Source organism: Opitutaceae bacterium, assembly GCA_041395105.1.
Lineage (GTDB): Bacteria > Verrucomicrobiota > Verrucomicrobiia > Opitutales > Opitutaceae > B12-G4.
The window spans coordinates 254105-268779 of record JAWLBB010000002.1 but is presented as its reverse complement, the minus strand read 5'-3'; the positions used below and the strand labels follow the sequence as shown (position 1 = coordinate 268779).

The 14675-nt window shown below is 59.5% G+C and carries 11 protein-coding genes; 7 read left to right on the top strand and 4 right to left on the bottom strand.

Translation table 11 applies throughout. From position 1 onward, the window contains the following. The first annotated feature begins 119 nt into the window (after window positions 1–119). The 7 genes from R3F07_07940 (at window position 120) to R3F07_07910 (ending at window position 10578) form a co-directional block, all read left to right on the top strand. Window positions 120–2639, top strand: a complete 2520-nt coding sequence (locus R3F07_07940; GenBank protein ID MEZ5276294.1) for a DEAD/DEAH box helicase — start codon at window positions 120–122, stop codon at window positions 2637–2639. Window positions 2640–2759: 120 nt separating this feature from the next. Next, a complete protein-coding gene (locus tag R3F07_07935; protein MEZ5276293.1) occupies window positions 2760–3734 on the top strand; it encodes a phosphate ABC transporter substrate-binding protein in 975 nt (324 codons plus the stop codon). Between the two features lie 34 nt (window positions 3735–3768). Further along, window positions 3769–6072 (top strand): ABC transporter permease subunit, encoded by a 2304-nt coding sequence (locus R3F07_07930; GenBank protein MEZ5276292.1) that lies wholly within the window; start codon window positions 3769–3771, stop codon window positions 6070–6072. Window positions 6073–6081: 9 nt separating this feature from the next. Next, on the top strand, window positions 6082–7761 hold the full coding sequence (gene pstA, locus R3F07_07925; GenBank protein MEZ5276291.1) for a phosphate ABC transporter permease PstA: 1680 nt from the start codon (window positions 6082–6084) through the stop codon (window positions 7759–7761). A 227-nt stretch (window positions 7762–7988) separates the two neighbouring features. After that, a complete protein-coding gene (pstB, locus tag R3F07_07920) occupies window positions 7989–8834 on the top strand; it encodes a phosphate ABC transporter ATP-binding protein PstB (protein MEZ5276290.1) in 846 nt (281 codons plus the stop codon). Window positions 8835–8916: 82 nt separating this feature from the next. After that, window positions 8917–9609 carry a phosphate signaling complex protein PhoU gene (gene phoU, locus R3F07_07915; protein MEZ5276289.1) on the top strand — a complete coding sequence of 231 codons (693 nt, stop codon included), beginning with the start codon at window positions 8917–8919 and terminating at the stop codon, window positions 9607–9609. Window positions 9610–9681: 72 nt separating this feature from the next. After that, window positions 9682–10578 carry an amidohydrolase family protein gene (locus R3F07_07910; protein MEZ5276288.1) on the top strand — a complete coding sequence of 299 codons (897 nt, stop codon included), beginning with the start codon at window positions 9682–9684 and terminating at the stop codon, window positions 10576–10578. A 77-nt stretch (window positions 10579–10655) separates the two neighbouring features. Here R3F07_07910 and R3F07_07905 read toward each other — a convergent pair whose 3' ends face one another. From R3F07_07905 to R3F07_07890, 4 genes are all read right to left on the bottom strand, one after another. Then, on the bottom strand, window positions 10656–12053 hold the full coding sequence (locus R3F07_07905; protein ID MEZ5276287.1) for a tetratricopeptide repeat protein: 1398 nt from the start codon (window positions 12051–12053) through the stop codon (window positions 10656–10658). Window positions 12054–12246: 193 nt separating this feature from the next. After that, on the bottom strand, window positions 12247–12651 hold the full coding sequence (locus tag R3F07_07900) for a biopolymer transporter ExbD (protein ID MEZ5276286.1): 405 nt from the start codon (window positions 12649–12651) through the stop codon (window positions 12247–12249). A gap of 33 nt (window positions 12652–12684) precedes the next feature. Next, complete coding sequence (locus tag R3F07_07895) at window positions 12685–13083, bottom strand: biopolymer transporter ExbD (protein MEZ5276285.1); 399 nt, start codon at window positions 13081–13083, stop codon at window positions 12685–12687. Window positions 13084–13274: 191 nt separating this feature from the next. Continuing rightward, on the bottom strand, window positions 13275–14669 hold the full coding sequence (locus R3F07_07890; protein ID MEZ5276284.1) for a MotA/TolQ/ExbB proton channel family protein: 1395 nt from the start codon (window positions 14667–14669) through the stop codon (window positions 13275–13277). Window positions 14670–14675 lie beyond the last annotated feature (6 nt).

Sequence of the window (14675 nt, the reverse complement as noted above, 5' to 3'; positions counted from 1 at the left end):
GGATCCGATGCGAATCAAAACGCATGCGATGTTTTTTGGCCGTTGAAATCCAGATCGGGAGTTTTCTTCAAAAAGGGTTGCGGGGGGCATGCAGGGGTCTACGATTCTTCGTTTTGTCGATGCAGATTCACGGTCCCAAGAGAGTCTACACACAGGATTCGCTCGAGTTTTGGTTCGGAAAACTCGTGAATCCCTGGGATTCCCATTTCCCGGATGATCACCTCCGTCGAGGGCGCCTGCTCTATCGGGAGGGAGGCATCCGGGAGATCGAGTTGAGTGGCCGTGACGCGGTCATTCACGTCAAGATCGAGGGCAAGGAAGAGTACACGGTGGTGGAGTGGGGCGACCGGGGCCTGGTTGTCCGTTCTTCGTCCTCGGACCGGATTCTGGCGGATTCCATCGCGGTGGCCGGACTTCATGAGATCGAGGAACTGGTGGCAGACGAGATCTCAGTGGTTCCGTCGGATCAGACGGACGAATCTTTGCCGGCGGCGACTCGGACGAACGGGTCCATTCACGCCAAGGATCCCGGACCCCCGAGGACGATGGTGCTTGTCTTGAGAGTGACCCGGCATGGCCTGGTCTGCGAACCCTTCTGGGAGGATCTGGGAGGCAAACGCGAACCGGCCCTGGCTCCCACCACGGTCAACGGCAATGGCAACAGGAACGGCAATGGCAACGGGTCGGGACCGAGTCAGGCTGAGCGTGGCAGGGTGATCTCTCTGACCGCACAGGCGAGGAAGGCTCATTTCCATTTCGATGTCGAACGGCAGGCCTTTGTTCTCAGTGATCTCAGTGATATCCCTCATTTTGTCGGCCAGGTCCTGCCTGTCTGGAAGAAAGGATTCAAGGTCGAGCAGGATGCCAGTGTGGACCGCCTGAAGGGCGGGATCCGCCGGGTTGAGGTTGAGGCCCGGGCTGGCCGCCGGGCGGATGCGGGACTCGACCTGGAATGGATTTTCCGGGTGGGCGAACAGCTTCTTTCCCGAAAGCAGATCCGGACGCTTACCCGGTTGACGGGAGGCGCGATGATCGTCCCGGAAATCGGCATCGTTTCGGTTGAGCCGGAGCGGCTCGACCGGGTTCGGGAGTGGAACGCTTCGTTGCGGAAGTTGGATTTCGAAACGCCACCGCCCTATCTGCTGTTTTCACTCTTCGGCGATCCGGAGTTAAAGGTGACCGTCACTCCAGAGTTGGAGGCCTGGCGCACAACCCTTGCGCAGGGACCTGGACCGGTGGCGGGTCTTCCGGATTTTCTCCGGCCCTACCAGAAGCGGGGAGTCGAATGGCTGGCCCATCTCTGCGATCACGACTGCCACGGATTGCTGGCGGACGAAATGGGTTTGGGCAAGACGGTCCAGCTGATCAGCCTGATCGCAAGCCGGCCGGTTGCGGAGACGCGCCATCTTGTCGTCTGTCCGGCCAGTGTGGTTCCGGTCTGGCAGGAGGAGATCCGTCGGTTTTTTCCCGCGCTGGAGGTTCGGGTTCTCAGTGCACAGAACGACTTTGCAGTCGACCCCCGACCGGGGATCTGGATCGCGAGTTATGCACAGCTGCGCAATCATCGTCCGATCCTCGATCAGGTGACGTTCGGTTATGCCATCCTGGATGAAGGCCAGTTCATCAAGAATCCTGACGCCAAGGTCACCCATGCCTGTTTTGAGATTCAGGCGCGCCATCGGGTGGTTCTGACCGGGACACCATTGGAGAATCGTCAGCTCGACCTCTGGTCGCTCTTCCGCTTTCTCCTTCCCGGACTCCTCGGAACCCGACGCCAGTTTGAGTCAATCATGGGTCGTGATCGGGACTCGACTGTCCGACGGTTGCGGGATCAGCTTGCCCCTTTCATGATGCGCCGGACCAAGGCGCAGGTCGCTCGGGAGCTGCCGCCGAAGGTGGAATCCACCCTGGTCTGCCCCCTGACCGACCTGCAGACGCGGGAATATGCCCGGGTCTGTTCGGAGGGTCTGTCCCGCCTTGGTGACGACATTGACAAGGCGCTTCAGGAGAAGTCATTCGGATTCCTCAGCCTGTTGACCCGCCTCCGGCAGATCTGCTGCGACCCGGGCCTTGTGCCCTGGCTCGATGTTGATCCAACGGAAAGCGGCAAGTTGAACCTTCTGGTGGAGAAACTGGATGAAGCGTTGGGCAACGGGCACAAAGTCGTCATCTTCAGTCAGTTCGTCATGCTGCTCAACCGGGTGCGTGAGGTCTTGGAGCGGACATTTCCCGACCTCGTCCGCTTCGAGCTGACCGGTTCGACCGTGGATCGGCAGAAGCCGGTTCAGGATTTCCAGGAATCCGAGGAAGCGGCGGTCATCCTGGTCAGCCTGAAGGCAGCGGGAACCGGAATCACCCTGCATGCGGCCGACTACGTGTTTCTTCTGGATCCCTGGTGGAACCCGGCGGTGGAGGAGCAGGCGGTGGATCGAGTGCACCGGCTGGGTCAGACCCGGACGGTCTTTGTCTACCGGATGGTGACGGCGGGGACGATAGAGGAGCGGATTCAGGCCCTGAAGGGGGAGAAACAGCAGCTGTTCAATCAGATCGTTGGTTCTGCGGGTGGAGCTTCGGCAGTGAGGGAGCATTTCAAGACCCTGAACGGGCTGATCGAGCTCGACAGATCCGAAGGCGCTTAGGGATTTGACGGTTTGCCAGCGGGACTTCTTCCTGTAACCTGATTGTAACGTTGATTGCGGTCCGGCGTCTTGCGGTCGGCGCGAAGGTTGCCGCAGACTTCGTCCCTTAACCCAAACGTTATGACCACAAAATCACTTCCTTTGCGGCTCGTCCTGTTCCTCCTGGCTTGCCTGATCATCAACCCGGTCGTCCGTTCCGCGGATGATTCGAGCAGCGAGCTACCGGTCTACGCACCGGTCGCCGGCGTCTCCGGGAACCTCAATTCGGTGGGTTCGGACACCCTCAACAACCTCCTGACACTGTGGGCGGAGGCGTTTCAGGAGATCTACCCCAACGTCAATATCCAGATCGAGGGCAAAGGCTCTTCGACCGCACCTCCGGCCCTGATTGAAGGGACGGCCCAACTGGGTCCAATGAGCCGCGAGATGAAGGCGAGCGAAGTCGATGAATTCGAGCGCAAGTTCGGCTACAAGCCCACCGTGGTTCGGGTGGCGATCGATGCGTTGGCGGTCTTCGTTCACAAAGACAATCCGATCGAGAGTCTCTCGTTGGTCGATCTGGACGGCATCTTCTCGAGCACGCACCGGCTGGGCTCGCCGGACATTGTGACCTGGGGCCAGCTCAAGCTCGATGGCGGCTGGACCAACCGCCCGATATCGGTTTACGGCCGCAACAGCGCCTCGGGTACTTACGGATTCTTCAAGGAAGTGGCCCTCGGAAAAGGGGATTATCGGCCGACCGTCAAGGAGCAGCCGGGTTCCTCCGCGGTTGTCCAGGGAATAGCGAGTGACCTCTACGGGATCGGTTACTCTGGCATCGGCTACCGGACCTCCGGCGTGAAGACAGTCAAGGTCGGGGCGGACGGAGGCAAACCGGTCGAGCCGGACATGGAACACTGCCTGAGTGGTGATTATCCGTTGGCCCGTTTTCTGTTGATCTATGTGAACAAGGCCCCGAACGAGGCACTCGACAAGCTGACCTACGAGTTTGCGCGTTTCATCAATTCACGCCAGGGACAGGAAATCGTCTCCAAGATCGGCTACTTCCCCTTGCCGGCCGAAGTGGCGGAGGCCAGCATGGACGGTTTGAAATAGTGACGGGCCGCTTCGACCCCAGTTCTCGAATCCCATGAATCCGGATACGGTCGATCCAGGTCGTCGGCAGGGTGAAATCCCGGCGCGTTTCCGCGTCTCCCGGGGTACTTTGCGACTGGATCGATTCATGACCCTCTTCATCCGTCTTGGAGGCATCGCGGTGGTGATGGGCGTTTTCGGGATCTTCGTCTTCATCCTCGTTCAGATCATCCCGCTCTTCGACGGGGCCAAGGTGACCGAAGTGGGGCGGGTGGACGTACCGGAGATGGACGTGGTGGCCATTGGCCTGGACGAGTGGTCGGAGCTTCCGCTTCTGGTGGGGAGGGACGGCCGGCTGCTTTTTCTCGATCTGGTGGGAAACCGGGGGATTTTCCCCCCGGCAGATCCCATCCCCGATCTGGCGGGGGGGTTCACGGCGGTTCGTTATGATCAGCGGTCGCAGACCTTCCTTTTCGGGCTCTCCGACGGGAGGATTCTGCTGGTCGGGCTGAATTACCGCCCGGTTTTCTCAGCTGAGGGGATACGGACCATTGAACCGGATCTGACGGTGATTTACCGGGGATTGCCGGGTCGGGAAGGCTATCCGATCGCCGATCTGGCCTTTGGGCAGGCGGAGGGGGCTCGTCTCATGGCGGTGTTGCAGGAGGTGGATGGACGGACGGAACTCCACGCAGTGGCACTGAAGCAGAAGCGATCGTTGATGGGGGTGGGCAAGCTGGTCGTCGACGCCCGTTTCGATCTGACCGAGAAATTGACGGGTTTGCCGGTTGGCTTTGAAGTGCCCGTTCAGTCGGATGCCATTCTGGTGGCCACCCGTGATGGGACGGTGGACTATTTTTTCCGCGAGGCAGACACCTTTGAGCTTCGCCAGGTTTTCCGCCCGTTTGACGACCTGGAGGATCCGTCGATTGTGGAGATGCACTTTCTTCTCGGCGACGTTTCCCTCGTTCTCACCAATGGGCTCGGTTTCAACCGGGTCTTCAGCCTGTTCCAGCCGGAGGGATCGACGGTCCGGCAATTCGGTCTGACCAAGGACTTCGTGCCCCTGACTGGAAAGCCGGACGTATTTGCAGCCAGCCTTCGCAACAAGGCGTTTTTGATCGGATCGGGGAATCGGGTTTCCTTGCGCTACACGACGACCAATTCGGTCAGGTGGGAAGGCGAGATGCCCTTTTCAATCAGGAAGGTCATCCTCGGTGGGAAGTACGACCGGATCCTGATGCTCGGAGACGACCGGCAACTGCACGTTTACGAACTGATCGATCATCATCCGGAGGCCGGCTGGCGTGCGTTTTTCGGCAAGATCTGGTACGAAGGATCGCCTGCGCCGGCCTATGTCTGGCAGTCGACCGGGGGATCGGATGAGTTCGAACCCAAGCTCTCGTTGATTCCCCTGATCGTCGGATCGCTGAAGGGAACGCTCTACGCTCTTCTCTTCGCCGTTCCGATCTCCATCCTGGCTGCGATCTATACCTCCCAGTTTCTCAAGCCGGGACTGAAGAACGTGGTCAAGCCGACCATGGAGATCATGGCGTCGCTGCCATCGGTTGTGCTGGGGTTTCTGGCCGCTCTCTGGCTCGCTCCTCTTATCGAGAAACAGGTTCCGGCCCTGATATTGATGGGCGTGGCCGTACCCGGCGTTGCTGCAGGATTCGGTTGGCTCTGGTCCCGGCTCCCTTACCGGGTACGCAACCTGATCGTGCCCGGTTGGGAGTTTCTCGTTTTCGCCCCAATCCTCCTGCTTGTCCTGGTGGCCTGTTGGCATCTCGGCCCGATGCTGGAAAGAGTGGCTTTCGTTTTCACCGATCCGGTCACGGGAGAACGAGTCGCGGATTTTCGATTGTGGTGGCCCCAGGTTACCGGCGCCCCTTATGAGCAGCGCAATTCCCTGGTGGTGGGCTTCATGATGGGCTTTGCCGTCATCCCGATCATTTTCACCATTTCCGAGGATGCCTTGTCCAATGTCCCCAAGTCGATCATCTCGGGTTCGCTTGCCCTCGGCGCCAGTCGCTGGCAGACAGCCCGCAATGTCGTCCTGCCGACCGCGGCGGCCGGCATTTTCTCAGCCCTGATGATCGGATTGGGGCGGGCGGTCGGAGAAACCATGATTGTCGTCATGGCGACCGGCAATACACCGATCATGGAAATGGGAATCTTCAGCGGCATGCGAACCCTCTCGGCCAATATCGCGGTCGAATTGCCGGAGGCGCCACAGGCGGGAACCCTTTACCGGACTCTGTTTCTCGGCGCGTTGGTCCTTTTTCTGATGACTTTTGTCCTCAACACCTTTGCGGAAGTGCTTCGACAGCGCCTTCGGGATCGTTACAAGGTCGTCTGATTTCCGGCCATGACGGATCCAGTTCAGACCAGAACAGCAGTCGTGCGGACTCCGGGCGAAGCATTTGTCTGGTTGTGCTCCATGGGGTTGGCATTGGGACTCATCATGATCATGGGGTTGCTCGGCCTGATCGTGGTTCGCGGTCTCGCGGTGTTCTGGATCAAACCGGTGGCGTCCATCGTGCTCAGGTCCAACGGCGGCGAGGGCACGGGCACCGAAGAGAGGATTGCCGGACAGATCGTGCAGCGCCAGATCAAGGCCGACGCCGGTCACCGGAATGATGCGGAGGAGACCCGGGAAGAGGAATGGCAGCTTTTCGTGGCGAACAAGGATGTGTTTGGCATTTCCTACCGGTTCATTGATGCCGCAGATGTTCAGTCCACCGACTATCCGGATGACCTCATCATGGTCGAGCGGATTGCGTCCGGGCGGATAATCGGACGTCCGGTTCGGCTGGAATTGGGCGACGGCACCACGGTGGACGCAGGCACAGCCGGATTCAATCGTGCGCTTTCGGCCAATCTCAAAGAGACCAACGAACGGCGCGACGAGATTGAGCGGATCGAAAAAGACAAGATCGGAAGCATAAACCGGCGACTGGAAGATCTTCGACTCAAGGAGCGCAGGCTATCGGAAAACCAGGGCGCCTATGCGGGCCGATCGGCGGAGATTGCCTCCCAGCGCAAAGACCTCGAGCAGAAGTATGCCGTGCTGGCGGAGGAAGCTCGGGCTTTGCGTGACCTTCAGGAAAAGGATCATTTCGTCTACCGGCTGGAATCCGGTCAGGAGCGGCGAATCCCAACCGGTCAATTGGTCGACTTCACCTATCCCAATAAGCTCGGCTTTTTCGGACGATTGGGCGAATTCTTCATCGGGTTGGGGCGCTTCCTGAGTGAGGATCCTCGAGAGGCCAACACGGAGGGCGGCATCTTTCCTGCAATCTTCGGGACCTTCGCCATGACGCTTATCATGAGTGTGGCGGTGATGCCTTTCGGAGTGATTGCGGCGATCTATCTTCGTGAATACGCGCGCCAGGGGCCGATGGTCCGGGCGGTCCGAATTTCGGTCAACAACCTGGCGGGAGTTCCCTCGATCGTCTTTGGTGTCTTTGGTCTGGGATTCTTCGTGTATCTGGTGGGAGGAACGATCGATAGTGTCTTTTTCGCGGACCGCCTGCCGACCCCGACATACGGGACCGGGGGAATCATGTGGGCCTCACTCACGCTTGCCCTCCTGACCCTGCCGGTCGTCATCGTGGCGACGGAGGAAGCGCTTTCGGCGGTTTCACGTGGGACCCGGGAGGCTTCGTTGGCCTGCGGAGCCTCCAAGTGGCAGACGATCCAGCGGATCGTCCTGCCGGCTTCGGCGCCGGGAATCCTGACCGGGTTGATTCTGGCGATGGCCCGGGGAGCGGGTGAGGTCGCTCCCCTCATGTTGGTTGGCGTGGTGAAACTGGCCCCGACTCTGCCCATCAATCTGGTGCCTCCCTTCGTTCACCTCGATCGCAAGTTCATGCATCTCGGTTTTCATATCTTTGATCTGGGATTTCAGTCGCCCGATGCCGAAGCAGCCAAGCCCATGGTCTTTGCCACCACTTTGCTGCTCATTCTGCTTGTCGTCGTCCTGAACCTGGGTGCCATCCTCATCCGCAATCATCTCCGGCGGAAATACGCGGCCGGCACATTCTAGTGGGGTCTTTCCATGAATTCTGACACAGGAACTCGGAAATCGGGATTCTCCCCGGCGAGATGGCCGTGGGCCGGGGCAGGCTGTGCGGCAGCCCGGGCTTGTTTCGGCGTAATCATGCAAAGCCGGGAGGACCGCCCGTGCCTCGCCCAACAGTTCACTTTGAATCGTAACACTGCAACAGCCCATCAGGAGTTGCCAATCTCCGAATCTTCCATCCGATGAATCTCATGGAATCCCCTCTCACCAGTCAAACAGACGAGAACCCCAGTCGGCGGGTGCTTGTTGAGGATGTATCGGCTGGGGAGGCAAGTGGCAGCGATCCTGCCTACATCAAGATCCGCGACTACGACTTCTACTACGGAACCGCCCAGGTTCTTTTCGGGCTGAACATGGACATTCCCGAAAAGGAAGTGACCGCCTTGATTGGTCCTTCGGGGTGCGGCAAGTCCACCCTGTTGCGCAATCTTAATCGAATGAACGACCTGATCGACGGCGTGCATCACAAAGGCGACATCCTGATCGATGGACGGAGTGTCTATGATCCGCTGCTCGAAGTAATCGCGTTGCGCAAGCGGGTCGGGATGGTTTTTCAGAAGTCCAATCCCTTTCCGAAGTCGATCTACGAGAACGTAGTCTACAGTCTGCGGGTGACCGGACGCAACCGGAAGACGGAACTGGACGAGGTGGTGGAAAGAAGTCTGAAGGCGGCTGCACTCTGGGACGAGGTCAAGGACCGCTTGAACGAGAGCGCGTTCAGCCTGTCCGGCGGTCAGATGCAGCGGCTCTGCATTGCGCGGGCGATTGCGAATCAGCCGGAGATCATCCTCATGGACGAACCCTGTTCGGCCCTGGATCCGATTGCGACCGGCAAGATCGAGGAATTGATCCACGAACTCCGCCGCGAATACACGATTGTGATCGTGACGCACAACATGCAGCAGGCGGCCCGGGTTTCGGATCGTACCGCCTTTTTCTACCTCGGCCGATTGGTCGAGTTCGATGCGACCCGCACCATCTTCATGAATCCGTCCAATCCGCAAACAGAGGCCTATGTGTCCGGACGATTCGGGTGAAGCCGCTCTTCGCGGCGGTCCACGGTGCATCAGGCTGGCCTTGATCGAAGGCAACTGATTGCATGGATCATCCAATATTCCCATGAAGCGTTTTTTCGACATTGAGCTGGAGACTTTCCGATCCCATCTGATCCTGATGGGAGAGAAGGCGATCGAGCAGGTGCGGCAGGCGATCAAGGCAGTGGAGACCCACGACGTCCAATTGGCCGCACGGGTGGAAGCCGGAGACGACGAAATCGACCGACTTGAAGTCGAAATCGACGCCGAGGCCATCCGCTATCTGAGCCTGCGGTCGCCCGTGGCGAAGGAACTCCGTTTGATCGTGGCGGGCATGAAGGCGGGTGATGACCTTGAACGGGTGGGGGATGAGGCCACCAATATCGCGAGACGGGTCAAGATCCTCGCGGCGGAGCCGCCGCTCAAACCCTATATCGACATCCCGCGGATGGCGTTTCTGGCCACGGGAATGATTCGGGATGCCCTGGACTCTTTTCTTGAGGGAGACGAGGAGAAGTCTGTCGCCATCTGCCGGCGTGACGCCGAAGTCGATCAGATCAACAAGCAACTCTATCGGGAGTTGACCAGTTACATCAGTGAGAACCCCAAGACCACCACGCGCGCGATTGAGCTGATGTTCATCTCCAAGGGATTGGAGCGGATCGCCGATCACGCGACCAATCTGGCCGAGGAAAATCTCTTCCTTTTGCGGGGGCGGGATGCGCGTCATACCGAGGAAGTCGGTCGCTCAAAATCGAATCCCTCTACGGGTCAGTAGCGCGCGCCCGGCCGGCCGGCTCACTTCCCGACTTGACCCCGGCCCGGGGATTCGGGCTCAATCGGGTCCATCGTGGGTCTCATCGTCGACTGCCATGTTCATCTTTATCCGGTTGAGATCGCCGGCGATCCGGCCGGATGGTCCTCGGCCCACGCCGAGAGTCATTGGTCGCGACTGGTTCTTCCGAGTGATGGCAAGCAAACGCTCCAGGGGTGGGCGGACGTGGATGGGTTGCTTCGGGAGATGGATCGATCCGGTATCGATCGGGGGATTCTTCAGGGATGGTATTGGCAGAACCAGGAAACCTGTGAGATCCTGAACAGGTTCTATGCGGACTGTCTGCGAAGGTATCCCGACCGACTCTCGGCCTTTGCCACTGTCCAGCCTGCTTCCGGGAAGCGCGCACTGGACGCCATCCGGAGGAGTCGGGATCAGGGCTTTCTGGGATTGGGGGAACTCTGTCCTCCGGTCCAGGGCGGATTCTTGCGCGATGCCGACTGGAGGGCGGCCATGGAACTGGCCGCCTCCGAAGGGCTCGTCGTGCTTTTCCACGTCGATGAGCAGGTCGGTCGACCCCATCCGGGGAGAGTATCGACCCCGCTGAGTGATTTCCAGTGGGTGCTCGAGGAGCTGCCGGATCTCCGGGTCATTCTGGCCCATCTTGGAGGCGGCATGGTCTTTCATCGGATGAATCGGGCGATGCGACCGGTGATGGATCGCCTCTGGTTTGACACGGCGGCTGCTCCTCTGATCTATGACCCGTCGGTCTACGCTGCAGCGGTGGCCTGCGGGGTGGGAGACCGGCTGCTCTTCGGCAGTGATTATCCCCTGATCACATTTCCCCGCCGGAGCCGCGAGCCAGACCTTGTGCTTGCGCTGGAGGAGATCCGGGGAACCCGACTCACGGAGGAGGAGAAACGGCGTATCCTGGGCGGCAACGCGGCGGCTCTCTTCGGGTTCCCAGGCTGATGGATCGAGTCCGGATACAACAAGGCCGCGATCAAATGATCGCGGCCTTGTCCCAAATCAGCCAGAACGATCGATGATCAGAGTGCGTCGCGGGCGTTGCGGACCTGCTGGAGGTAGCGCGCCTTGTTGTCGCTCGGATCGATCGCCATGACGCGTTCGAGGAGAGGCACGGCTTCGGCATAATCACCGAGGCCGACGAGCATCTGGGCATGCGCAAGAAGAGCGCGGGATTCATACTCGCGGATCTTGGAGGCACGCTCGTAGATCAGTTCCGCCTTGGCCACGAGGTCTTCCTTCAGGTCGGGATCGTCGGTCTGGGTCTGCGCGTAGTAGCGCGCAAGGAGAATGAGGGCTTCCCCGTCGTTGGGCTCGCGCTCCACGATCTGCTCGAGGACCTTGATCGCGTCTTCACGGCGGTCCTGGGCAATATCGTTGCGGGCCTGCAGCTTGAGCAGAATGAGGTCATCCTCGTTCGAGATGTTGGAGTAATTGCTGCGGATGCGATTGATCATCTGCTGAGCCTCGGCAAGCGCGCCGCGATTGGTCAGCACTTCGGCAGCCCTGAGGGGCCGGCCGATGGCCTGATTCGGGTCGAGGTCAAGGGCTCCGAGGTAGGACTCGAGGGCCAGTTCCTTCATGTCCTCGTTCATGTAGATGTCACCGAGGAGATTGAGGCTGTCCGCATTGGCTTTGCCCATCCGCTTGACGATCTCGTAATTGGCGGCGGCCTTGGTGGCGTCCCCTTTGCCCAGGAAGGCGTTGGCCTGAACAAGCCAGAGGCTGGAGTCCTCGGGCTTGGCAGCCAGAAGGTAATCGAGAATGGCGATTGCTTCGTCGAATTTCTGCTGTTCGAGGAGGGAGCGGGCGAGGCCGAGCTTCCAGTCATTGGTCTCTGGAGCGAAGACCAGCGCATTGCGGTAGGCGGCTTCGGCGGAGAGACTGTCTCCGGCATTGAGGAAGCAGAGGCCGAGCAGACCGTAAGTGATCCCGTCGGGGTTGCCCAGGTTGAGGGTCTTGCTCAGAGGTCCGATGGCATCGGGGAACTGGCCCTTTTGCACGAGGATGATTCCGAGGTTCTTGTGAGCCCGGAGGAAGTTCGGTTCCTTCTTGAGGGAGGAGCGGTAGTAGCGGATGGCCTCATCAAGGTTGCCGGTCTCAAAATACAGGTTGGCCAGCGTGAAATCCAGCGCAGCGCTTCCGGTGGGGGTGACCGCCGGGAGGAGGGTCTGAATGGCCAGATTCTTGTCACCGGTTTTGAGGATCTCGATCAGGTTCTTCAGAACGACCTGCTCTTCGGTGGAGATCTTGGGCTCGACCTGACCAAGGACACCGTAGGTGCCGAGGAATGCGGCGACGTTATCGGGATTGCTCCAGTAGGCCTCGCTCGGGTAGCGGAGCTGGCCGAAAGCCGCCGTGCCCATGGAGAGGGCGAGGAAGGTGGCCAGGAGCCGGTTCGATTTAATGAGTCTGATCATGACGCGATTTCTGACTTGGGTTAGTGGCTGAGTTTAAAATTGACTGGAGGGAGCACCTGGGCTTCCACGGCGCGGTCTTCCTTGAAAGCGGGCGCTGCCGCCGCGTTCAGGGCGGTGGCGTTGCGACTGCATGGGATGGATTGGGGCCGCAGCGGACACATGGGACTGGAATAGAGCAAACGGTGGGTCGCAGCTAGAGGCGATCAGCGGAGAGGCTTACCTTGGACGCGTTGGCGAGTTTGGCCTCGTCAATGGTGCGGACCACCAGTTGACCGGGGGCGCCCTCATCGACTTGAAGAATGACGGGCATGGCCTCCTTCTGAGTCAATCGCTTGACGATCGGGCGAACCCCGCCGATGCCGATATCCTTGCCGCCGTAGACAATGCGTCCGTTGGAGGTGATCGCGATCAGGATGCTGTTCTTCTCTAGATTCTGGATCGAAGCCGCGCGAGGCTTGGTCACCTCCACACCGGGTTCCTCGACGAAGACCGTCGTGACGATGAAGAAGATGAGAAGAATGAAAACCATGTCGATGAGCGGAGAGATATTGATATCTGTCTGCTCTTCGGTCGCGGTCAGTGATGCTCGTTTATTCATGGGCGGGACGCCTGTCGTTCTGAGGAAGAAAGGCTATTCGCTGGAGAGGCTGATGTTTTGGGCTCCGGCCACCTTGGACTCATCAATCACGCGGACGATGAGACCGGCCACAGCGCCTTCGGCGACGTTGATGATGACGGGCAATTGCTCGCGGGAGATGCCCTGCCGGACGATGCCGCGAACGCCGCCGATCCCGATATCGTTGTCTTTGAAGAGAACCTGGCCGGAGGCGGTCAATTTGAAGGTGATCGTATCTTTATCGAGCTGATTGGGAGTCACGGGAGAGGGCTTGTTGACCGCCATCCCTCGTTCCTCGACAAAGACAGTCGTGACGATGAAGAAAATGAGGAGAATGAAGACCATGTCGATCAACGGGGAAATGTTGATGTCCGTGACCTCGCCTTCCTCTGAAAAATTACGACGCGTTCTCATGTTCTGGTCTCGAATGGATCACCCGCGCAGCAGTCAGGCCGCGACGATCGGGCAGGCGCTACCTGGAAAAGCGGGGAAAGAACCGGAACACTCCTGGGCGCAGCCCGGAAAGGGGATGTCCCTTTCCGGACGGTGGAGCCGTGTTGAAGAGTGCACCGGAGATTCCTGGTTGTTTGAGCGGTTCGTTCGGATCAGGAGCGCCGGTTGGCGAGTCCGTTGACGAATGCGACTGAAGTCTGCTCCATTTCGCTCAGGGTTCCCTTTGCCTTGCGGGAAAGGAGAGCCTGGGCGAGCAGGGCCGGAATGGCAACGTAGAGGCCGTATTCGGTGGTGATGAGCGCCTCGGAAATACCCGAAGAGAGCGACTTGGCATCGCCGGTTCCGAAGACGGTGATCAGTTTGAAGGTCTGGATCATACCCGTGACCGTTCCGAGAAGACCAAGGAGGGGGGCGGCACCTGCTGTCAGGGCGATGAAGGCGAGGAGGCGTTCCAGCTTCGGCTGGGTCGCCAGCAGGCGCTCGTAGAGAATCTCCTCGAGCAATTCCTTCTCCTCGTCGGCGTGGTTGACGCCGGCGACGAGAAGTTCGCCGAAGGGACCCGAGACGCTGGAAGCCTTGGCCAGGGCTTGGTCCTTTTCGCCTCGATTGAGGTGGTTGAGGATGGTCTGGAGATCGCCGGATTTCGGCCGTTTGACGGAATTGATCTCGAACCATTTGAAGATGGCCACGAGAATGGCGAGGAAGGCCAGGCCAAGAATGAACCAGATGACCATGCCACCCTTCCTGGTGTGTTCCCAGAGGGTTTCGGAGGTCAGCTCAATCTTGATGGCATTGCCAAGGGACGGATCGACCGGCAGGGCACCGGCTTTCGTCGTGGCGAGAGCGGTGATGCCGCCGGCGTATTGCGCACCGATATTGAAGATGACGGGCAGATCGCTTTCGCTGTTGGCCTGCAGTTCGGCGAGGCCGGTGCTGGCTCCGTCTTTGCTGGAAAAGACGCCGATCGGGCCGACGAGAGCGTAGGTGCCTTCGGCGAGGAGCCCTCCCTCAACGATGCCGTTGCCGGTGAAGGTATTGCCGCCGATGATGTCCTGAACCCGATTGAGCGAGGATTGGACCAGGGCGATTTGAGCATTGAACTTCTCCGCTTCAGTGAGGTTGGCGTCGTCGACCGCGGTCTGGGCCTCGTGGGCGATCTCGTCATACTTCTGGATTTCCGAAACATGGATGCGGGTCCGGAAGGCACGGATGTATTCTGTCAGCAGACTGCGGACATAGTCGTTCTGCTCGCCGCGGGCTTGGACCTCGTTTTCAAGGGCATTGAGGTCGACCTTGCGATTGTCCCGGACGTTCTCGACGCGGTTGACTTCCCGCCGTTTGGCTAACACTTCGTTTTCAAGACGATTGAGGTCCTTGGAGATCGGGATCTTTTCGTCCGCGATCCTCGTCCGCAGTGCGGCGAGTTCCGCTTCGACCTTCTGGAGATCTCCGACTGCGGAGCTGGCTGCGGCGCTGTAGGTCTGGGCCGAGGCGATGGTGCCGGCGATGAGGGCGGCGGTGATGGTGAGTAAGTTGCGAATCTTCATGACTTT